Source organism: Quatrionicoccus australiensis (assembly GCF_020510525.1).
Taxonomy (GTDB): Bacteria; Pseudomonadota; Gammaproteobacteria; order Burkholderiales; family Rhodocyclaceae; genus Azonexus; species Azonexus australiensis_B.
The window spans coordinates 278,866-300,281 of record NZ_CP075188.1 but is presented as its reverse complement, the minus strand read 5'-3'; the positions used below and the strand labels follow the sequence as shown (position 1 = coordinate 300,281).

General features: G+C 63.4%; 17 protein-coding genes and 1 riboswitch. Of the genes, 5 read left to right on the top strand and 12 right to left on the bottom strand.

Going from position 1 to position 21,416, the window contains the following annotated elements:
- Window positions 1-9: 9 nt before the first annotated feature.
- On the top strand, window positions 10-900 hold the full coding sequence (gene fdhE, locus KI612_RS01370) for a formate dehydrogenase accessory protein FdhE (protein WP_226442061.1): 891 nt from the start codon (window positions 10-12) through the stop codon (window positions 898-900).
- 79 nt (window positions 901-979) lie between these two features.
- Here fdhE and siaD read toward each other — a convergent pair whose 3' ends face one another.
- The 9 genes from siaD to KI612_RS01325 form a co-directional block, all read right to left on the bottom strand.
- Window positions 980-1,786 carry a biofilm regulation diguanylate cyclase SiaD gene (siaD, locus tag KI612_RS01365; protein ID WP_226442060.1) on the bottom strand — a complete coding sequence of 269 codons (807 nt, stop codon included), beginning with the start codon at window positions 1,784-1,786 and terminating at the stop codon, window positions 980-982.
- A complete protein-coding gene (siaC, locus tag KI612_RS01360; protein ID WP_226442059.1) occupies window positions 1,779-2,156 on the bottom strand; it encodes a biofilm regulation phosphoprotein SiaC in 378 nt (125 codons plus the stop codon). Before siaC ends, siaD begins: the two co-directional genes overlap by 8 nt.
- Before the next feature lie 23 nt (window positions 2,157-2,179).
- Window positions 2,180-2,722: a biofilm regulation protein kinase SiaB gene (gene siaB, locus KI612_RS01355; RefSeq protein ID WP_226442058.1), complete on the bottom strand. Its 543-nt coding sequence runs from the start codon at window positions 2,720-2,722 to the stop codon at window positions 2,180-2,182.
- Window positions 2,723-2,734: 12 nt separating this feature from the next.
- Complete coding sequence (siaA, locus tag KI612_RS01350) at window positions 2,735-4,729, bottom strand: biofilm regulation protein phosphatase SiaA (protein ID WP_226442057.1); 1,995 nt, start codon at window positions 4,727-4,729, stop codon at window positions 2,735-2,737.
- Window positions 4,730-4,814: 85 nt separating this feature from the next.
- Window positions 4,815-5,519 (bottom strand): ABC transporter ATP-binding protein, encoded by a 705-nt coding sequence (locus KI612_RS01345; RefSeq protein WP_226442056.1) that lies wholly within the window; start codon window positions 5,517-5,519, stop codon window positions 4,815-4,817.
- Window positions 5,512-6,273: an ABC transporter ATP-binding protein gene (locus KI612_RS01340; RefSeq protein ID WP_226442055.1), complete on the bottom strand. Its 762-nt coding sequence runs from the start codon at window positions 6,271-6,273 to the stop codon at window positions 5,512-5,514. The genes KI612_RS01345 and KI612_RS01340 overlap by 8 nt, the downstream gene beginning before the upstream one ends.
- Window positions 6,270-7,331, bottom strand: a complete 1,062-nt coding sequence (locus KI612_RS01335) for an ABC transporter permease subunit (RefSeq protein WP_226442054.1) — start codon at window positions 7,329-7,331, stop codon at window positions 6,270-6,272. Before KI612_RS01335 ends, KI612_RS01340 begins: the two co-directional genes overlap by 4 nt.
- Window positions 7,328-8,251, bottom strand: a complete 924-nt coding sequence (locus tag KI612_RS01330; protein WP_226442053.1) for a branched-chain amino acid ABC transporter permease — start codon at window positions 8,249-8,251, stop codon at window positions 7,328-7,330. Before KI612_RS01330 ends, KI612_RS01335 begins: the two co-directional genes overlap by 4 nt.
- Window positions 8,252-8,320: 69 nt before the next feature.
- The gene (locus KI612_RS01325) at window positions 8,321-9,706 is read right to left on the bottom strand and encodes a branched-chain amino acid ABC transporter substrate-binding protein (protein ID WP_226442052.1); all 1,386 of its coding nucleotides are present in this window, start codon (window positions 9,704-9,706) and stop codon (window positions 8,321-8,323) included.
- Between the two features lie 120 nt (window positions 9,707-9,826).
- On the opposite strand from KI612_RS01325, the gene KI612_RS01320 reads away from it, so the two are divergent.
- The 4 genes from KI612_RS01320 (at window position 9,827) to KI612_RS01305 (ending at window position 17,708) form a co-directional block, all read left to right on the top strand.
- A complete protein-coding gene (locus KI612_RS01320) occupies window positions 9,827-11,215 on the top strand; it encodes an FAD-binding oxidoreductase (protein WP_226442051.1) in 1,389 nt (462 codons plus the stop codon).
- A gap of 39 nt (window positions 11,216-11,254) precedes the next feature.
- Complete coding sequence (locus KI612_RS01315) at window positions 11,255-13,120, top strand: HAMP domain-containing sensor histidine kinase (RefSeq protein ID WP_226442050.1); 1,866 nt, start codon at window positions 11,255-11,257, stop codon at window positions 13,118-13,120.
- Window positions 13,121-13,241: 121 nt separating this feature from the next.
- Entirely contained in the window at window positions 13,242-16,718 is a 3,477-nt protein-coding gene (locus KI612_RS01310) for an indolepyruvate ferredoxin oxidoreductase family protein (RefSeq protein WP_226442049.1), read from the top strand.
- A 282-nt stretch (window positions 16,719-17,000) separates the two neighbouring features.
- Window positions 17,001-17,708 carry a hypothetical protein gene (locus KI612_RS01305; RefSeq protein WP_226442048.1) on the top strand — a complete coding sequence of 236 codons (708 nt, stop codon included), beginning with the start codon at window positions 17,001-17,003 and terminating at the stop codon, window positions 17,706-17,708.
- Window positions 17,709-17,844: 136 nt separating this feature from the next.
- Here the strand turns inward: KI612_RS01305 and KI612_RS01300 are convergent, their stop codons facing one another.
- The 3 genes from KI612_RS01300 to KI612_RS01290 all read right to left on the bottom strand — a co-directional run bounded on the left by KI612_RS01300 (window position 17,845) and on the right by KI612_RS01290 (window position 21,089).
- The gene (locus KI612_RS01300; protein ID WP_226442047.1) at window positions 17,845-18,207 is read right to left on the bottom strand and encodes a hypothetical protein; all 363 of its coding nucleotides are present in this window, start codon (window positions 18,205-18,207) and stop codon (window positions 17,845-17,847) included.
- A gap of 46 nt (window positions 18,208-18,253) precedes the next feature.
- Window positions 18,254-19,903, bottom strand: a complete 1,650-nt coding sequence (locus tag KI612_RS01295) for a methyl-accepting chemotaxis protein (protein ID WP_226442046.1) — start codon at window positions 19,901-19,903, stop codon at window positions 18,254-18,256.
- Window positions 19,904-20,171: 268 nt separating this feature from the next.
- On the bottom strand, window positions 20,172-21,089 hold the full coding sequence (locus KI612_RS01290) for a VTT domain-containing protein (RefSeq protein WP_226444090.1): 918 nt from the start codon (window positions 21,087-21,089) through the stop codon (window positions 20,172-20,174).
- A gap of 233 nt (window positions 21,090-21,322) precedes the next feature.
- Window positions 21,323-21,415: riboswitch (cyclic di-GMP riboswitch) on the top strand.
- The last annotated feature ends 1 nt before the right edge of the window (window position 21,416 follow it).

Below are 21,416 nucleotides of genomic sequence, written 5' to 3'. Positions count from 1 at the left end.
CCAGCCACCATGAACCTGCCGCCCCCGAATCTGCCACCCCAAATCCTGCCCTCGACCGTCACCCCGCCCGCCCTGCTCGCCCCGGCCGCCGATCTCTTCGCCCGCCGTGCCGCCCGCCTGCGTCATCTCGCCGGCGGCCACAGCATGGCGCCCTGGCTGTTGTGGCTGGCTGACCTGGCGGATGCGCAGCAACAGGCCCTGACCGGCCTCGCCGACAGCGGCCTGCGCCAGGCTGCCACGCTCGATCCGCACCACCCCGTGCTGCATGCCGGGCAAACAGCATTGCGCCAGACCTGGCCGGCGATCTGCGCCAGTCTGGCCGCAGCGGTCAACGTCGATTTACAGGCAGAAACCAGCGCCAGTCTCGAACAACGCGCCGCCGCCTGCCTTGAACTTGCCGCCGGACAGGCCGTCGCCGCCGGCCGCGACACGGTGGACCTGATCGTCGCCGCAGCCCTGCAAGTTGTCTGGAGCGGTGCCGCCCGCCATCTCGGCCTGCCCGCCAGCAGCCACCTGGACAGCGAACCGGAAAGCTGCCCCTGCTGCGGCAGCGCCGCGCTCGGCAGCATCGTGCGCGCCGGTGACGGTGCCGCCGGCCTGCGCTATCAGGAATGCAGCCTGTGCGCGACACGCTGGAATGCCGTGCGTGCCCGTTGCACGCTGTGCACCGAGGGCAGCCGGGTCGATTACCTCGGCCTCGAAGGCAGCAGCGGCGCGGTCCAGGCCGAAACCTGCGAGCATTGCCACGGCTATATCAAGACCTTCTTCCAGGACAAGGATATCAACGTCGATCCGCTCGCCGATGACCTGGCAACGCTGGCGCTCGACGTGCTGGTCGGCGAACAGGGCTATGCGCGCGCCCTGCCCAACCTCTTCCTCGGCGAAGGCGAGGCGGCCTGAAGGTCGGCGACCGGGGGGCGGCGACTTCGTCCCCTGCCCCACCACCCGAGTCGCGGCAAACCGCTACGATACAGCGCGCTCAGCTGGCCGCAGCGACGCGATCGCGACCAAGCTCTTTTGCTTGCAACAAGGCACTGTCGGCCCGGTTGACCGCTGCGGAATAGGGCTCGCCCGGCTGGTAGATCGTGATGCCGATACTGGCGGTTACGCCCCCGCCGCCTTCGATGAAGTCGAACCCGGTATTCCTGATCGCGAGGCGAACGCGTTCGGCCACCTGCACGGCAAACTCGAGCGAGGTATCGGGCAGGATGATCAGGAACTCCTCGCCCCCCCAGCGTCCGCACTGATCATACTCGCGCAGGGCATCCTTGATCGCATTGGCAATCAGGCAGAGGGCCTGGTCGCCAGCCTCGTGCCCGAATCGATCGTTGATCAGCTTGAAGTGGTCGACATCAAGTATCCCCACCGCGTAAAGCTGCCCCTTGCGGCTGGCTCTTTCGGTTTCGTCCTTGAGCCGCTCCATCAGGAAACGGCGATTGCCGAGGCCAGTCAGCGTATCGTGCAGGGCGGCATCGCGCAGGGCTTCGCTCATTTCACGCAGGCTGTTCTGGTAGCGATCGGAAATCCGCGCCAGCTTTTCCAGGCGGCGCAATTGCCGGTCGTACTGATCGACAAGGCTCTGCTTTTCGCCCCGCGTCACATGCTGGTAGCCGTCGGAAATGCGCACCACGCGCTCCAGACGTTCGCGTTGCAACTCGCTGTAGGCAAACAAGGCGGCGAGCGCGGCACGCAGCGAATTGTCCTGCTCTGCCGGATCGGCCAGGAGACGCTCGACCTGCTCAAGCAGGTCGCGTTCGGCCGGATGCAGCAAGCTGCGGTCAGCCATCGACGGCAATCGAGAACGGGAAACTGCAATCCTCGCGGAACTCGTCGGCAAGTCCGAGCACCCTCTCGTTGCGCGGATCGTAGATCCAGTCCACGCTGACCTGGCGCCCCTTCGCATGCGACTCCTCGAGGAGATCGAAAATGTCCATCATCGCCTTGACCGAGGACGTGTTCATGTAGACCAAATGCAGTTCGAGACGCAAGGGCGCGGCGCTTTCCTTGAGGTAGCGCTCGATCCAGTCGATCACCGGACCGAAGAACTCGAAGGAATTTTCCGGATAGGAGTCGCCACGCATGACCAGCAAACCAGCCTCCCAATCGGCGGTGACGCCCGGGGTGGAAGAGCCGGCCGGAATATTCAAAGCATTCATTTGTCTCGGTACTCCAACAAAATTCAGATAACGGCGCGCAGGCTGAAGAAAGCGCGACCTTCATTGACCGGTGACAGGCTGGCACAGAGCGGCTGCGCCGACTTGCGCGCCACGTCGATCAGGCCGAGGCCGGCACCACTGCGCGCATTTTCGTCGCGCGGCTGGCGCAACTGAGCCTTGTAGGCAGCCTTGAGCTCGGTCTTGTCCAGCGCCGCCAGTTCATTGACACGCTGCATCAGTGCCGCGCCATCAGCCGGTTCGACCAGGTTGCCGGCCTGCACCAGATAACGCCCGTCGCCGTCGCGTGCTACGACCACCGTCGCCGAACTGTCGAGATCATCGTAGCCCATGGCCAGCGCGTAGTGCCGAATATTCTGGGTCATTTCGATATACACGCCAAAAACGTCCATCGCCGCCGCCGGCAGCGCGTTATCGGCCTGCAGGTAATTTTTCAGCGCATTGCCGATTTCCTCGATCAGGCTGCGCGAAATCGGGCCGTTGAAACAAAGCAGGATGCGGCTGCGGTTGAACAGCTCTCTCAGTGCAAAGAAATCCATCGAGTCCATGGCGATCCCTGATTATTCGAAGCGGAAAGATAATATCGTGATGTCGTCACGTTGTGGGTAGTCGCCGCGATAAGTCTCCAGCGCCTGGTCGAGGGCACTGGCCTGCTCCGCCATGGGCAGGGCGGCATGCTGCATCAGGAGCTGGGCGAAACGCGTGTCGCCGAAGCCATAGCCCAGTTCGCCGCCAGCCTGATCGAGGAAACCGTCGGTGACCAGGTAATAGGTGAAGCCCGGCTGCAGGCTGATTTCGCTATCGACATAGCTGCCCTGCCGACGGTCGCCGATCGCGCGCCGGCCGCCCTTGATTTCACCGACCTCGCGCCCGTCGCTCCAGTACAGGCTGATCTTGGCGCCGGCATAGCGCAGGCTGCGCTTTTCCCGGTCGACATAGGCCAGGCCGGCATCCATGTTGGTCGCAATCGCGCGCGGCAACTCGCACTGCTGCAACATGCCGCGCATTGTGCTGTCGGTGTGGGCGAGCACGGCTGCCGGGCTGGCGATGCCGACCTGGTTCATGGCGTGATCGAGCGCCGAACGGGCGAGCATGGTCATCAGGGCGCCGGGCACACCGTGGCCGGCGCAATCGACGACGCCAACCAGATAGCGTTCACCGTCAGCACGGAAAATGTAGAAATCGCCACCGACCACGTCACGCGGCCGCCACAGCACGAAATGATGGGCGCCGAGCAGCAGGCTTAATTGCTGGTCAGGCAGGATGGCGCGCTGGATCAGGCTGGCGTAGTCGATCGAATCGTTGATCTGCTGATGCGCCCGCTGCATTTCCTGGTTCGCCGTGGCGAGGGCATGCGTGCGCGCCTGCACCTTGTTTTCCAGCTCTTCGGTATTGCTGCGGATCTGCTCGGCCATGACGCCGAAGGCCCGGCTCAGGTCACCCAGCTCGTCGCGGCTGGGCGGCGGCAGCGATACCGCGAAATCGCCCTTGGCCATCGCCGAGGCCGACAGCTGCAATTTGCGCAAGGGCTGCAGGACCAGTTTTTCGACGGCATAGCCGAAGGCCAGCAGGAGTATGCCGATCAGCACGACCAGCGCGACGATGGCCGTGTTCAGCCAGTTCTTGTCGAGCACATGCGCCGCCTGCAGATCGACCGCCGTAACAACGTGCCATTTCAATTCGGGGATATAGGACAGGGCGAGCAGTTGCGGCTTGCCGTCGAGCACGGCGTGCAGCAGGCTGACCTGGCCCGGCGCGGCCACCGCCTGCTGCATGGCCTGGGTCAGGGCAGCCCCGGCCCCGGCATCCGACAATTGCCCGAGCAGGGTCTGCTCCGATGCGGCGGCACCGCTGGTCTGGTTGATCGCGATCAGCGCCTGGTTGCGATGCGCCTGGATGGCACCGGCCTGATTGATGATGATCGGCGTCACGCCGACCTCCTCGGTATCGATGAAGTCCTTGAGAAAGCCGGTCAGGTCGATGCCCGCCCCGGCCACGCCGATCTTGCGGCCATCCTGGCGAATGCTGACATTGAGCCAGACGCGGGTGACCTTGAGATGGGCGTCGTAATTGACGTTGATGTTGTAGTCGTCGTCCTGCGCCAGCGAATTGAAAAACCAGGAGTCGTCGGCCTTGTCGGCGACCAGCGTATAGCGCGCCTGATCGCTGAACGGCTTGTCGTTGTCGTTGGCGTAGAAATGCCCGCTGCCGGCACTGGCAAGGAAATAGGCATGGTCACGGAAAACCTTGCGGTAGCCTTCGGCTTCCTCGAAGAACAAGGCCTTCTTGGCCGGGTTCTCCTCATCGAGCAGCCACTGCCGGACCACCACCGAATCGGCCAGCCGCTGCGACAAGGCGAGATCGCGCGCCACCGGCGCGAGGATGCTCTGCCGCTTCAACTGCGCGAAATTGCGCGCATACGCCTCGCCGAAGTGATTGCGCACCCCGTCGAGCACTTGCCAGCCGATCAGCCCGGCCGGCAGCAGCGCGAAAGCGCAGGCCAGCACCAAGGCCAGCAACGACTTGGCGCGCAGGCCGAATCCCCAGGTTGCCATGTTTATTCCTTTATTTTCATGCCACAGCGCAGCAGGCTGGATTCTAACCGCTCAGCCGGCCCGCCCGGGGATGCCCGGCCGCTGCTCACTCGCCGAGGTAGGCTGCCCTGACTTTCGGGTCTTCGAGCAGGTCGACCGAATCGCCATGCAGGGTGATCGCCCCGCTTTCCATGACGTAGGCGCGCTGGCTGACCTGCAGCGCCAGTTTGGCGTTCTGTTCGATGAGCAGCGTGGTCATGCCATCGGCGGCCACGGCGCGGACGACTTCAAAAATTTTCTGGACCATGATCGGCGCCAGGCCCATCGACGGTTCGTCGAGCAACAGCAACTTGGGCCGGCTCATCAGGGCACGGCCGATCGCCAGCATTTGCTGTTCGCCGCCCGAGAGCGTGCCGGCGAGCTGGGTTTCGCGCTCCTTGAGGCGCGGGAAATAGCCGTAGACCTTGGCCAGGTCGATGGCGATTTCGGCCTTGTCGTCGCGGATGAAGGCGCCCATTGCCAGGTTCTCGGCCACCGTCAGGCGCGGGAAGACGCCGCGCCCTTCCGGGACCAGCGCAATGCCCTTGCGGATGATGTCGTGCGGCGCAATGCGGCCGATTTTCTCGCCGCAGAAATGCACATCGCCCCCGACCGCATCGATGACGCGGGCAATCGCCTTCAGCGTACTGGTCTTGCCGGCGCCGTTGGCACCGATCAGCGCGACCATCTCGCCCTGATTGACGTGGAAGGTGATGCTGCGCACCGCCTGGATGCCGCCGTAGGCGACGTGGAGTCCGGTAACTTCAAGCACCTAGGTAAGCCTCGATGACACGTTGATCTTTCTGCACGACAGCCGGCACGTCCTCGATGACGAGAGCGCCGTAATCGAGCACCGCGACGCGGTCGCACAGGCCCATGACCAGTTTGACGTCGTGCTCGATGAGCAGCACGGTCGTGCCGTCCTTGCGAATGCCTTCGATCAGCTCGCGCAGTTCCTCGGTTTCGGTGGCGTTCATGCCGGCCGCCGGTTCGTCGAGGCAGAGCAGCTTCGGCTCGGTGGCCAGGGCGCGGGCGATTTCCAGACGCCGCTGGTCACCGTAGGACAGGTTCTTGGCAAGGTCGTCGGCACGCTCGGCGATTTCGACGTAATGCAGGAGGTCGACCGCGCGCTGGCGAATCGCCGCTTCCTCGGCCTTGTTCGCCGCGCTCTGGAAGATCGCGCCGAACACGCCGGCCTGCGTGCGCACATGCCGCCCGACCATGACGTTTTCCAGCGCTGTCATGTTGCCGAACAGGCGGATGTTCTGGAAGGTCCGCGCAATGCCGCGCGCCGCCGCCTTTTGCGGCGCATCGGCGACAAGCGCTTCGCCGGCGAAGGTGAAACCGCCGCCGTCCGGCACATAGAGACCGGTCATGCAGTTGAAGAAGGTCGTCTTGCCGGCGCCGTTCGGGCCGATCAGGCCGTAGATCTCGCCTTGGCGTATCGTCAGCGAAACGTCGCGCAGCGCCTTGACGCCACCGAAATGCTTGGCGATGGCTTTGGCTTCGAGCAGGATTTCACTCATCGCGTCGCCTCCGTCAGCTCCCGCTTGCGCTCCGGCGACGGCCACAGGCCGGCCGGTTTGAAGCGCATGACGAGGACCAGCGCGAGGCCGAAGACAAGCAGGCGCAGGCTTTCCGGATCGAGCAACTGCTTGCCGAACAGCGCCATCTGCAGCGGTCCGACGCCGTAGCGCAGCACTTCCGGCAGGATACTGAGCAGCACCGCGCCGAGGATCACGCCGGGAATGTGGCCCATGCCGCCAAGCACGACCATGGCGAGGATCATGATGGACTCGTTGAGCGAGAAGCTCTCCGGCGACACGAAGCCCTGCATGGCGGCGAAAACGCCGCCGGCGATACCGCCGAAACTGGCGCCCATCGCGAAGGCAAGGAGCTTCAGGTTGCGCGTGTTGATGCCGACCGCCTTGGCAGCGATTTCATCTTCGCGGATCGCCTGCCAGGCGCGGCCGATGCGCGAATTCTGCAGGCGCAGATTGACGACGATGACCAGGCTGACCAGCGCCAGCAGCAGGTAGTAATACTTCAGCGGTCCACTCAGCGAAAAGCCGAAAATCTGCGTCGTGCCCGAAAACTTGAAAGCACCGATCGCCACCGGGTCGATCAGGGTGATGCCCTGCGGCCCGTTGGTGATGTTGATCGGCGCGTTCAGGTTGTTCATGAAAATGCGCACGATCTCGCCGAAACCCAGGGTCACGATCGCCAGATAATCGCCGCGCAGCTTCAGGGTCGGCGAACCGAGCAGCACGCCGAAGAAGCAGGCAACCAGCGCGCCGATCGGCAGGATCAGCCAGAACGGCAGATGCAGCCCGAAATGCGGGCTGGCGAGCAGCGCCCAGCTGTAGGCGCCGACCGCGTAGAAGGCGATGTAGCCAAGATCGAGCAGGCCGGCCAGACCGACCACGATGTTCAGGCCGAGTGCCAGGAAGACGTAAAGAATCGCGTAGTCGAGAATGCGCACCCAGGCCTGACCGGCCAGCGCGGCAGCGAATGGCAGGGTGAGCAACGCCACGGAAATCAGGCCGATTCCGGCGGTCGACCGTATGGAAAACAGGTTTTTCATGCTCTGTCCCCTGTTTTTTCACCAAACAATCCTGAGGGTTTGAACATCAGCACGATGATCAGCACGACGAAGGCAAAGATGTCCTGGTAGTGGCTGCCGAGGAAGCCGCCGGTCAGGTCGCCGATATAGCCGGCGCCGAGCGCTTCGATGATGCCGAGCAGCACGCCGCCCAGCATCGCGCCGGCGAGGTTGCCGATGCCGCCGAGCACGGCGGCGGTGAAGGCTTTCAGGCCGAGCATGAAACCCATCTGGTAATGCGCGTTTTCGTAATAGGTGCCGACCATGATGCCGGCCAGCGCGCCGAGCGCCGAGCCAATGACGAAGGCGGCGGCGATGACGCGGTTGATATTGACGCCCATCAGGCTGGCCACCGGCATGTTCTGCGAGGTGGCGCGCATCGCCATGCCGAGCTTGGTGCGATAGACGAGAAGCAACAGGCCGCCCATGGTCAGCGCCGAGACGAGCACGATGATGATCTGCACCGAGGTGAAATTGGCCCCGGCAAACTCGAAGTCGATCTTGGGCAGCAAGGACGGGAAAACGAGGTAATTGCGCCCCCAGATCATCATCGCCAGGTTCTGCAGCACGATGGACATGCCGATCGCGGTGATCAGCGGTGCCAGACGCGGTGCGTTGCGCAAGGGACGATAGGCGATGCGCTCCAGTCCCCAGCCGAGCGCCATGCACACGGTGACGGCCGCGATCAGCCCGGCCAGCCCGGCGAGGGCGACCGGCATGCCGACCTTGATCAACATGCCGGCCACCGTGATGGTGACCAGGGTGCCGATCATCACCACTTCGCCATGCGCAAAATTGATCAGGCCCATGATGCCGTAGACCATCGTGTAGCCCAGCGCGACCAGCGCGTAGATGCTGCCCTGGACAAGCCCGTTGATGATTTGCTGGAGGAAAATATCCATTTTGTGTAAGTCGACCGCTGCATATGGAAACGGCACCTCGCGGTGCCGTTTCCCCAGGCCGGATTGGCCTTATTTCTTCTCGACTGCAGCCTTGGTGGCCTGGGCTGCGTCCTTGACCGCTTCAGCACCGGCCTTGACGGCATCCTTGCCCGCTTCGGCACCGGCCTTCAGTGCGTCCTTGCCGGCTTCAGCAGCAGCACCGGCGACGGCCTTGGCGGCATCCTTGACTTCGGCCACGGCTTCCTTGACCTCGGCCTGCGCGGTAGCGACAGCACCGCCACCCAGCGTTTCGACGTATTCCAGCTTGCCGCCCTTGTACTGATAGACGGAAATGGCGCCGCCCTTCAGGTCGCCGAACTGGTCGAACTCGATCAGGGCGGTGACGCCGTCCAGCTTGGTCTGACCGATCGCCGGCAGATACTTGGCCGGTTCGACGGAGTCGGCACGCTTCATGGAATCGGCGACAACCATCACGGCGTCGTAGACATACGGTGCGTAGAGCTGGATTTCAGCGCCGAATTTTTTCGTGAACTTCTCGCGGAATTCCGGACCCTTGGCCAGTTTTTCCAGCGGCATGCCCGGCAGCGAGCAGTAATGGCCTTCGGCCGCATCGCCACCCAGCTTCATGAACTCCGGCGTACATACGCCGTCGCCGCCGAGGAACTTGGCCTTGATGCCGAGTTCCTTCATCTGCTTGGCCATCGGGCCGCCCTGGGCATCCATGCCGCCGTAGAACACGAGGTCGGCCTTCTTGCCCTTGATCTTGGTCAGGATGGCCTTGAAGTCGGTCGCCTTGTCATTGGTGTATTCGTTGGCCACGATCTTGAGGCCGGAAGCTTCGGCAGCCTTGCGGAACTCGTCGGCCAGGCCCTGGCCGTAGGCGGTGCGGTCATCGACCACGGCCACCGTCTTGACGCCCTGCTTGGCGGCAAACTCGCCGAGTGCCTTGCCCTGCTGCACGTCATTGGCCATGACGCGGAAGGCGGTATTGAAACCTTGCTGCGTGTATTTCGGATTGGTCGCCGAGCCGGAAACCTGCGGAATGCCGGCATCGAAATAGAGCTTGGAAGCCGGAATCGTGGTGCCCGAATTGAGGTGGCCGATCACGCCGTTCACCTTGGCATCGACCAGCTTCTGGGCAACGATGGCACCCTGTTTCGGGTCGGCTGCGTCGTCTTCGGCGAGCAGCTCGAACTTGACCTTGGCACCGCCGATTTCCATCCCCTGGGCGTTCAGCTCGTCGACCGCCAGCTTGGCAGCGTTTTCATTGTCCTTGCCGAGGTGAGCCTGCGGGCCGGTCATCGGCGCAACGTGGCCGAGCTTGACGACAACTTCGGGCTTGGCGGCGGGGACGGCCGGTACGGCGACCGGTTTCGCTTCTTCTTTTTCACCACAGGCGCCAAGGGCAAACACTGCGGCAACGGAGAGGGCAACTACGGAAAGCTTGGCTTGCATCGATGGATCTCCTGTTCGGTGGGGTGACGAGGAATGGGGGCGACGTGACGATTCTCCCGATCGACTCTCGGTCCGTCAATCATGCTGCGCTATAGTCTCACGGATTAACGGAGTTTATTGATGCCTTTACTGCCTGCCCCCTTGGTCGAAGCGCTCGACCGCCACTTTGCCCAACGCTTCTCGCGCGGCGAATCCGCCTGCCTGCAACACGGTCGCGACGAGTCCGTACACCAGCCGCAACCGCCGCAAGGCGTCGTGCTCGTGGAAAACACCGCTGAAATCGTGTTGACCGTAAAACTCTGCGCCGAACACGGCGTACCGATCATCCCCTACGGTGTCGGCAGCTCGGTCGAAGGCCATGTCCTCGCCCCGCAGGGCGGCATCTCGCTCGACCTTTCCGGCATGAACCAGGTCATCGCGATCCATGCCGAAGACGGCGACGCCACGGTCCAGGCCGGCGTCACCCGCATGCAGCTGAACAACGCGCTCAAGGGCACCGGCCTCTTCTTCCCGATTGATCCGGGTGCCGACGCAACGCTGGGCGGCATGGCCGCGACCCGCGCCTCCGGCACCAACGCCGTGCGCTACGGCACGATGCGCGACAACGTCATGGCGACCACCACCGTGCTTGCCGACGGCCGCGTCATGAGCACCGGCGGGCGCGCCCGCAAGTCCTCGGCCGGCTACGACCTGACCCGCCTGCTGGTCGGCTCGGAAGGCACGCTAGGCATCATGGCCGAACTGACCGTCAAGCTCTACCCGATCCCGGAAGCCATCTCGGCCGCCGTATGCACCTTCCCCGACATCGAGTCGGCGGTGCAGACGGTGATCCAGACCATCCAGCTCGGCGTGCCGGTGGCGCGCATCGAACTGCTCGACACACTGTCGTTGCAGGCCATCAACAAGTTCAGCAAGACGACACTGGCGGAAGCACCCACGCTGTTCTTCGAATTCCACGGCAGCCCGGCCGGGGTCGAGGAACAGGCGGAAACCGTGCAGGCCATCGCCGACGAACTGGGCGGCGCCAACTTCGAGTGGGCAACCCGGCCGGAAGACCGCACGCGCCTGTGGCAGGCCCGCCACGACGCCTATTTCGCCTGCCTGCAACTGAAGCCCGGCTGCCGCTGCTTCCCGACCGACGTCTGCGTGCCGATCTCGCGCCTCGCCGAATGCGTTGCCGCGACCTATGAAGACATCGCCCAGGTATCGATTCCGATTGCGCTGTTCGGCCATGTCGGCGACGGCAATTTCCACTTGGTCGTCCTGGTCGACACCGACAACGCCAAGGAAATGGAAGAAGCCGCGTGGATCAGCAGCCGCGTCGTCGAACGTGCCATTGCCATGGAAGGCACCTGCACCGGCGAGCACGGCATTGGCCTCGGCAAGCGCAAGTATCTGGAGAAGGAACACGGCGCCGTAGCGGTCGACGTCATGCGCAGCCTGAAAATGGCGCTCGATCCGCACAACCTGCTCAACCCCGGCAAGATCCTGCCGCCACTGCCGCTTTAAGCGGCCGCACGGATCAGGAAACCAGCCCGCCACCGCCACATGTCCCCGCTCAGCCTCCGCCTGAAACTCACGCTCGGCGCCATCTCGATCGGCATCCTGTTGCTGCTCGTCCAGTCTTTCGTGCAGTTCTACGCGCTGCGCAGCGAACTGTCGGTGCGCATCCAGGATGAGCAGTTCACCCTGCTCAGCACGCTGGCCGGCCATCTCGACGACAAGATGGAAGAACGCCTGCTGGCGCTCAGCCAGTCGGCCAGATCGATCCCGTCCGACAAGCTCGGCGACCTCGCCGCACTGGAAAAGCACCTGCAGGGCAAGACGGCGCTGCTGACGCTGTTCGACGATCTCTACATCTTCGATGCCGCGGGCGTACTGCTCGTCGACTGGCCGGTCAAACCCGGCCGGCGTACGCTCGACATGTCGGGCCGCGACTACATCCAGTGCGTGCGCAGCACGCTGCGCGGCTGCATCTCGCAACCCATCCTCGGCAAGGCCACCAAACAACCCATCGTGGTGCTCGCCGCGCCGGTCCTCGCGGCCGACGGCAAGCTGCAGGCCATCGTCGGCGGCGTGCTCAACCTCTACAAACCCAACCTGATTGGCGAACTCAGCCAGCGCAAGATCGGCGAGAAGGGCTACCTTTATCTGGTTTCGCGCGAACGCCTGCTGATTTCCCATCCCGATCGCGCCCGCATCATGCAGCCGATCGCCAGCAAGACCGAAAACCCGGCACTCGACAGGGCGGTGCATGGTTTCGAAGGCACCCAGGAAGGCGTGAATAGCTACGGTGTGCAAGGCCTGTTCACGTTCAAGCGTATGCAAAGCACCGGCTGGATTCTCGCCTCGGTCATCCCGAGCGAGGAGGCCTTCCAGCCGATCGGCCGGATCCGGCAGAACATGGCGCTGATCACCCTGTCCCTGACTCTCCTCTGCATTCCCCTGCTCTGGTCGATCTCGCGCCGGCTGGTCGAGCCTTTCGAAAAACTGGCGACAGCCATGCGCCAGCGCGCCGCCGCCATGCAGCCGCACCAGCCGGCCGAGCCGGTGACCGAATCGGGCAGCAGCGAAGTGCGCAGCGTGGCCGCCGCCTTCAACGAGTTTCTCGCCGCCCGCAACCAGGCTGAAGAAGCCCTCGCCGCGAGCGAGACCGAGCGCACCCGCATCATGGAAAACCTGGCGCAGGCGAAAGATGCCGCCGAAGCCGCGAGCCGTGCCAAGAGCCAGTTCCTGGCCAACATGAGCCATGAAATCCGCACCCCGATGAACGGCATCATCGGCACCATCGACCTGGCGCTGATGCACCCGCTCGACGACCAGACGCGCGAGCTGGTCAAGATCGCCCACCATTCGGCGGAAAGCCTGCTCGGCATCCTCAACGACATCCTCGACGTCTCGAAAATCGAAGCCGGCAAACTGCAGATCGTCGCCATCCCCTTCGCTCCGGGCGAACTGATCGACGACATTCTCGGCCTGATGGCCGCCGGCATCAGCGAAAAAGGTCTGCAGTACCACCTCGAACTGCCGCCCAGCATCCCCGAGATATTGCTCGGCGACGCGCTGCGCCTGCGCCAGATCCTGCTCAACCTGATCGGCAATGCCATCAAGTTCACGCAGCTGGGCAGCATCGATGTGAGGCTGGAACTGCTCAGCCAGGCCAACCAGGCCTGCGTCATCGCCTTCACGGTGGCCGATACCGGCATCGGCATTCCGGCCGACCGCCAGGAAGCCATCTTCGACGCCTTTGCCCAGGCCGACGGCTCGACCACCCGCCATTACGGCGGCACCGGCCTCGGCCTGACCATCTCGAAACAGCTGGTCGAACTGATGGGCGGCGAAATCTCGCTGCACAGCGAGGTCGGCGTCGGCAGCACCTTCCGCTTCACGCTGCCCTTCGCGCTACCGGCGTAAACCCTGACTTGCCGGAACAATCGCCGGCCGGCACAATCCAATCTCCAACGCAGCCCTTGCCACCACCCCCGGCACGGGCTGAACACAACCGCCCACAAGGCGACAAAAAATGGAGACAAACATGGGTCACCCCCTGCCACCGGCTGCGCTTGCCGGTTCGTCAGCACTGCTCGACGAAAAATACAGCCGCAACACCGGCCGCGTTTTCCTGACCGGCACCCAGGCGCTGATCCGCCTGCCCATGCTGCAGCGCGAACGCGATCTTGCCGCCGGACTCAACACCGCCGGCTTCGTTTCTGGCTACCGCGGCAGCCCGCTCGGCAATCTCGATCTCGGCCTGTGGAAAGCGAAGGAACATCTCGCCAGCCACCACATCAGCTTCCAGCCCGGCATCAACGAAGACCTCGCCGCCACCGCCGTCTGGGGCAGCCAGCAGGTCGGCTTGTTTCCGGGAGCAAAGTACGACGGCGTGTTCGGCCTGTGGTACGGCAAGGGGCCGGGCGTCGATCGCTGCGGCGACGTCTTCCGCCACGCCAATGCCGCCGGCTCGGCGAAGTTCGGCGGCGTGCTGGTGATTGCCGGCGACGACCACGCCGCCAAGTCCTCAACGCTGCCGCACCAGACCGAGCATGTCTTCAAGGCGGTGATGATGCCGGTGCTCTACCCGGCCAACGTCCAGGAATATCTCGACTTCGGCCTGCACGGCTGGGCGATGAGCCGCTATTCCGGCTGCTGGGTCGCCTTCAAGGCACTGGCCGACACGGTCGAAACCTCGGCCTCGGTGAACATCGATGCCGCAGCGGTCGACATCAAAATTCCGGCCGATTTCAGCCTGCCACCCGACGGCCTCAACATCCGCTGGCCGGACCCGCCGCTGGTCCAGGAAGCCCGCCTGCTCAACCACAAGCTCTACGCCGCGCTCGCCTACTGCCGGGCGAACCAGCTCGACCGCGTGATCATCGATTCGCCGGCACCCCGGCTCGGCATCCTGACTGCCGGCAAGAGCTACCTCGATGTGCGCCAGGCGCTGGACGAACTCGGCATCGACGCGGCGCTCGCCGCACAGATCGGCATCCGCCTGTACAAGGTCGGCATGGTCTGGCCGCTCGAACCGGAAGGCGTGCGCCACTTTGCCGAAGGGCTGGAGGAAATCCTCGTCGTCGAGGAAAAACGGCAACTGCTCGAATACCAGCTCAAGGAAGAGCTGTACAACTGGCGCGATGACGTGCGCCCGCGCATCGTCGGCAAATTCGACGAAAAAGGCGAGTGGACCGCTGGCGAAGCCGGCTACCTGGCGCACAGCGACTGGCTGCTGCCGGCCGCCGGCGAACTGCCGGTGGCGAGCATCGCGCGCGTCATCGCCGAACGTATCGGCCGTTTCTTCACCTCGCCGGCCATCGCGGCGCGCCTGAAGATGCTGGAAGCCAAGCAACACGCCGCAAAAATGCCCGTCGTGCTCGCCGAGCGCAAGCCGCACTTCTGTTCCGGCTGCCCGCACAACACCTCCACGAAAGTGCCGGAAGGCTCGCGCGCCGTCGCCGGCATCGGCTGCCATTACATGGTGACCTGGATGGATCGCAGCACGTCGACCTTCACCCACATGGGCGGCGAAGGCGTGCCCTGGGTCGGGCAGGCGCCATTCACCGAGGAGAAGCACATCTTCGCCAATCTCGGCGATGGCACTTATTTCCACTCCGGATTGCTCGCCATCCGCCAATCGATCGCCGCCAAGGTGGCTATCACCTACAAGATCCTCTACAACGACGCCGTCGCCATGACCGGCGGCCAGCCCGTGGACGGCGTGCTCAGCGTCGCCCGCATCACGCGGCAACTGGAAGCCGAAGGCGTCGGCAGGATGGTCATCGTCGCCGCCGAACCGGAGAAATACGCCGAAATCACCGATCTCGCGCCGAACGTACCGGTCCGCCACCGCGACGAACTCGACGCCGTGCAGCGCGAACTGCGCGAGTTCCCCGGCGTCTCGGTCCTCATCTACGACCAGGTCTGCGCCACCGAAGCGCGCCGGCGCAGGAAGCGCGGCAAGATGCCGGCGGTGAACAAGCGCGTCGTCATCAACGAAGCCGTCTGCGAAGGCTGCGGCGACTGTTCGGTGCAATCCAACTGCCTGTCGGTGGTGCCGGTCGAAACCGCCTTCGGCACCAAGCGCCAGATCGACCAGTCGTCGTGCAACCAGGATTTCTCCTGTCTCAAGGGCTTCTGCCCGAGCTTCGTCACCGTTGCAGGCGCGACGCTGAAAAAAGGCCGTTCCCAGACGGTCGACCGTACAGACTGGCCCGAATTGCCCGAGCCGCAACTGCCGTCCACCGCACGCCCCTACAACCTGCTGATCACCGGCGTCGGCGGCATGGGCGTCATCACGCTGGGCGCGCTGGTCGGCATGGCCGCCCACCTCGACGGCAAGGGCATCTCGACCCTGGACATGACCGGTCTGGCGCAGAAATACGGCGCCGTCTTCTCGCATCTGCGCATCGCCGACCGCCCCGAGGACATCCACGCCGCGCGCATCGCCACCGGCGAAGCGCATGCCGTGCTCGGCGGCGACCTCGTGGTCAGCGCCAGCCCGGAAGCCATGGCCAAGATGCTCGAAGGCCGCACGCGCGCCGTGGTCAGTTGCACCGCGACGCCGACCGCCGACTTCACGCGCCAGCGCGACTGGCAATTCCCGCTCGCCGGCCTGCAGCAGCAACTGCGTGCGGCGCTCGGCACCGAGCATGTCCAGTTTATCGACAGCAACCAGCTCGCCACGGCGCTGATGGGCGATGCCCTCTACGGCAACATGCTGCTCCTCGGCTACGCCTGGCAGATGGGTCTGGTGCCGGTCTCCGCGGCGGCGCTCGACCAGGCCATCGTGCTCAACGGCACCAGCGTCGACGCCAACCGCCTGGCCTTCCTGTGGGGCCGCCGCGCCGCCGCCCAGGGCGCAGCGGTCGACGCCATCGTCGGGGCCAAAACCGCCCGCCCCAACCCGGCAGAACAAACGCTGGACGAACTGATCGCCAGCCGCGTCGAACACCTCACCGCCTACCAGGACGCCCGCCTCGCGGCGCGCTACGCCGGCCGCGTCGAACGCATCCGCGAACTCGGCGATGACGAACTGACGCGCGCCGTCGCCACCCAGTACGCCCGCCTGCTCGCGCCCAAGGACGCCTGGGAAGTCGCCCGCCTGTACGCGCAGACCGATTTCCTGAAGCGCCTGAACGAGCGTTTCGACGGCGAACTGCGCCTCAGCTTCCACCTCGCCCCGCCCGGCCTGAGCCGCCCCGGCCCCGACGGCCGGCCGAAAAAGCTGCGCTTCGGCGCCTGGCTGCTACCGCTCTTCAAAGTCATGGCCAAGGCCCGCCGCTTACGCGGCAGCTGGCTCGATCCCTGGCAAAACAGCCCGGAAAACACGGTCGACCGCAAATTATTGGCTGATTACGAAAGCGACCTCGACGTGATCGTCGGCCATCGCCCCAGCCCGGAAACCATCGCCCTGGCCAACTGGCCGGCCGAGGTACGCGGCTTCGGGCCGGTGCGCAGCGCGGCGGCGGAGAAAGCGGTGGGCAGCCGGAACGAACTGCGCCAGAAAATCACCTGAATCGCCGGCCTTGAACCGCTGAACTCTCGCATGGGACGCCATATCCTATCGACATCAATCTTGGCACTCCGTATCCTCTTGCCCTGAAAACAATCGCCCCGGCCGACTGGCCGGGCGATTCACCTCAATGACGCAATTGGCGGATGCAGATCACGATGAATATCAGCCCGGATTCGGTTCCCCTCCAGCATACAAGCGCCGTTCGGCCCGCCATGTTCGCCAGAATGGCAGGCGCCGCCCCGGAATACGTGGCGAAATCGCCATCGACTTTACGTTAGGCGCTTGGATGCAGACAATGAATTCAGCTGGCAATATGCCGAAGGATTGCTAATGAGAGACAAGAAATTTCTTTTTGGCTTGATCGTCACAATCGCATGGCTTCTATTCGCTGCGTACATGCTGTGGAGTCAAAAGCAGCCAACTGAACTCAACGCGTGGGGTGATTTCTTTGCCGGATTTTTTGCGCCGCTAGCTTTCTTGTGGCTCGTACTCGGCTACCTGCAGCAGGGTGAGGAACTTCGCCAAAGTACCAAGGCACTTGAGCTCCAGGCAGAAGAATTGAGAAACTCCGTCGAACAGCAGAGCCAGTTGGTCGCTGTTAGCAGAGAACAGATGCAGCAAGAGCTGCGAGCGCTTGAGGAAGAGCGTGAAAGGCGGCGCGATGCTGCTAGACCGAAGCTTGTTCCACAACATTCCACTACGATTCGTAGTGGCGACGTCACCGAATACAAGATAAAAGTGGTCAACGTGGGCAATACGGCTACTAAGCTACGCATGAGATTCGAGCCACCGCTTATAGGCCTGACCCATCACAATCAAGCCGTATTCTCCAATGGTGATGTCATCAGCCTTAGCTTTCAGACTGGTCCAGAACCATCGGTTGCGACTGTCCAGTACGTCGACGCAGATGGCCTACCTGGCGAGGTGCGTTTCACGCTGCAAGTCGATAGCGGCAGTCTGGTAATCAGCGAAGTAGAACGTAAACTATGAATCGGGCGTGCCGACTTTGCCAGCAAGAGCGCCTAACCCGTCGTTCGAGGCGACCTGCGCGAAAAGCCGCGCAGGCGCCTCAACTTGAACGTTTTTGCCCGACTGAGCCGCCGCACGAAATCGCAGGCCAAACCGGCTAAGCAAGCTGCGACCGGGCAATAATCGGCGCATAAACATCACTGCCATCATCGCTTCGCTGCTCATTACCGGTGCCATCCTGCTTCTGCAGAATCGCCGCAAGCGGCGTTTCGCGGCCGGCTTCCGGATCGAGGCCGAGGCGGCATTTGCCCGGCTGCTGACGCATCCAGCCGGCGTCGAGATTGTCAGCGAGAAGGAGGAAATCGAGCAGTCGGGCGGCGCCCTGCTTGCTTACGTCCTGACGCGTGTCGTGCGGATGCCGGCGGGCGATTACTGCTTCTTCATGTTCCGCAGCGATGGTGCGCCTTATTGCAAAGCGCTGGACGATGCGACAGCACGTGCACTGCTCGGCCCGCGTCACACCTCGAAGTCCGGCTGACGGCGGCCGACCGCCTCATCCCGCCAAACTAAGCCACACGAAACTCCGCAACCGTCAGCGCCAGGCGTTGCGAAAGCGAGCGGAGGTCATCGGTTGAGGCACTGATGCTCTGTGCCGCCGCGTTGTTTTCTTCCACCATGTTGGCAATGCGTTCCATGCTCTGCGCGATTTCGGTGGAGGCGACCTTCTGCTCGGTGACCGAATTGCTGATTTCGGTGACGCCGTGCCGCGACTGCATCACGGAGTCGCGCGAATGACTGAGAACGCCCTCCACTTCACTGGCGATTCTCGTGCTGGTCTGGATGGATTGCTCCCCGGCATCAATCGCGGCCTGAACGGCACCTGATTGCGCCACGATCGTCTGGGTAACGGCATCGATTTCCTTGGCCGACAGACCGGATTTTTCCGCCAGCTTGCGCACCTCGTCGGCCACCACGGCAAATCCCCGCCCAGCCTCACCTGCGCGCGCCGCCTCGATGGCCGCATTGAGTGCGAGCAGGTTGGTCTGGTCGGCAATGTCACGCACTTCTTTGGTCATGCCGGTAATCGCTTCGGTGCTCTTGACGAAGGCATCGACGGTACGGGCTATCTCGTTCATGTTCTGCTGGATGCGATCGACTTCGCCGACCAGTTGCGACACCTTGCGCGAGCCTTCATCCGTGCGCTCGACGCTGGCATGCGCCAGAGAGTACACATCCCCGGCCGTTTCCGAGACCGATGAAATGGCCACGGTCAGTTGCTCGATGGCGGCCGCACTGCTCGCCACGGCATTCGACTGCTGTTCGGAGACATCGGCCAAGGAGCGTGAGGAGCCTGCCAATTGCTCGGAAGCGACAGAGACCTGCTGGCTGGCGCCATGCACTTCGCCGATGATTTTTTGCAGACGGCCCATCATGGTGTTGAAGGCCCCCGCCATACGGCCGATTTCGTCCTGATGGTGGATGGCAGCACGCCTGGTGAGGTCGCCGTTATCGGCAATCTGGGTCATCGTTGCCTCCAGGCTCGCCAGCGGGCCGGTAATGGATCTGACCAGAAAGACGGACAGGATGCCAAGGACAATGACCGCAACGAGAAGCGAGGCAAGCAGCCCGGTCTTGACGGCAGAGAAGGTCTCCGCCGCCTTCGCGGCTTCGTCGGCGTTGAATTCGGTCGAAATGTTCTGCATTTCTGCCACCAGCTCGTCAATTGCCTTGCTCGGAGCGCGGTCCATGCCCTTGACCAGCTTGTCAACGGCAGCAGCCGGGTCGGCGGCAGCACGGTCGTATTGCTTGAGGGCATCGCGGTAGCTCGGCCCCAGTTTGTCGAAGGTGGAAACCACCTCATCGATCTTCAGGCGCCGTTCAACGCCCAGCGTTGCAGTGGCAGCCCGGACCTGGGCAAGCCTCTCCTTCACGACACGCTCTTCTTCGTCAAATCCCTTCAGATGCTTGTTGAAGGCTTCAACATCCTTGCCGCGCAGCAAAATGTTCTTCCACTCCTGCACCTGGGTCTTGAAATGAACCTGGGCGGCACGCGCCCTGTCGATGGCATCGACAACCACCGCATGGCGAACAATCGCCTCGTTCAGCGCATTATTCAGCTTGCTCGCCTGCAGGAAAGAAAACAGGCCGACGCTGACCAGCGCCAACAAGGCAGCTGCAACAAGAATGAGCAGCTTTTGCTTGATTTGGATATTCATGGCCGAGCAAACCTCTTTAGGGGTGACGAAGCAGGATATTTGACGAAAACGCACATGACAATAATGCCATATATATCAAATATGGCAAAACATCATTACATGCGTTTTCCCGCTGCTGTCATCCCTGTTTACGCGAGCGCTTCTCCTCAACAAACCGGGCGCTACTATTTGTATCGGCTGCAAAAATCCGACATTCGCTACCCGGGAAAGTTCCAACCCGGGAGGTTTTACATCTGGTCAGGTGGAAATTTCTGTCTCCCCGGCCAGCTTAGCCGTTCGCCGCCAGCCAGGCCGCGTAGCCGCCCTGCAAGGGTCGCACCGACAAATAGCCTGCCTCGAGCAGCCGATGCGCGGCGAGGATCGCACCGGCATCCTCCGGACAATTGCACAGAGTGACGATGGGCTGATGCTTGGGCCACGCGCCGACCGCATCAAGCAGGCGATCATGTTCGGCCAGGGTGGCACCGCTGATCGGGCCACTCTCGGCGACCATGGCCGGGCCGCGCAGGTCGAGCAGAAGCGGGGCTTGTCCGGACGCCATGGCGGCCAGCAGTTCGTCGGGGGTGATGTGCGGCACGACCGACAATTGCTGGAAGCGATATTTCTGCCACAGCTTCCAGCCCAGCCAGACGACGATCACACCGCCCGCCACGATCAGCGCACCGCCGGCATGCCGGTCGAGCATGCCAATCGTCGCTTGCACCTCGTCACGCAGGAGCCAGCCGGTGATCAGCGCCAGTCCGGCCCAGAGCGCGGCACCGGTGGCCGCAGCGAGCAGGAAGCCGGGCAAGCGCATGCGCAAGGCGCCGGCAATCGGCGGAGCGACGGTGGAAAAGCCGGGAATGAACTTGGCCACGACCAGCGAGCCAAGCCCCCAGCGCACGAAGCGCGCTTCCGTCTGGCTGACGCAGGAGCCGGGGTTGATCGACAGGCGGCACAGCCCGGACAGCACCCGGTAGCCGAAGGCCCGGCCGGCCAAATACCACATCCAGTCGGCAAGCACCGAGGCAACAATGGCCGCAGCCAGAATGCTGGCCAGTTGCCCGGAACCGAGGGCAAGGCTGCCGGCCAGCAGCAAGGTGGGCACCGCCGGCACCGGCAGGCCGACCTGTTGCGCCAGCACGTTGAGAAAAACGACCCAGACCGCATCGCGCTGCAGGGATTCACTGAGCTGGGAGAAGTCCATTGCGGCGCCTTCCGTTTTTGGGATGGATATTGTCGCATCCGGGATGGTTTCCTGAACGCCCCGATGCATGCGACGAGCAGCTTCGCCATCGGTCGCAACCATGCCGCAATCGGGCGCCGCAAAAAGCGCCTTTTTTAACGGTCGACCGCCCGACGGGAGCTCTTTTCACGGACTGTGACAGTTATTTGATTTAACGCAACAGTGTGTCGAAAAGCGCTGCTAAGGTGGCGGCTCATTGATCAGGGCAAACCCGTCGAAAGGCGGGGACGCAAAGCTTCCAGTCTAATGAACCGGTCCGCCGGCTCGATGACAGTGGGGTTGCCAACA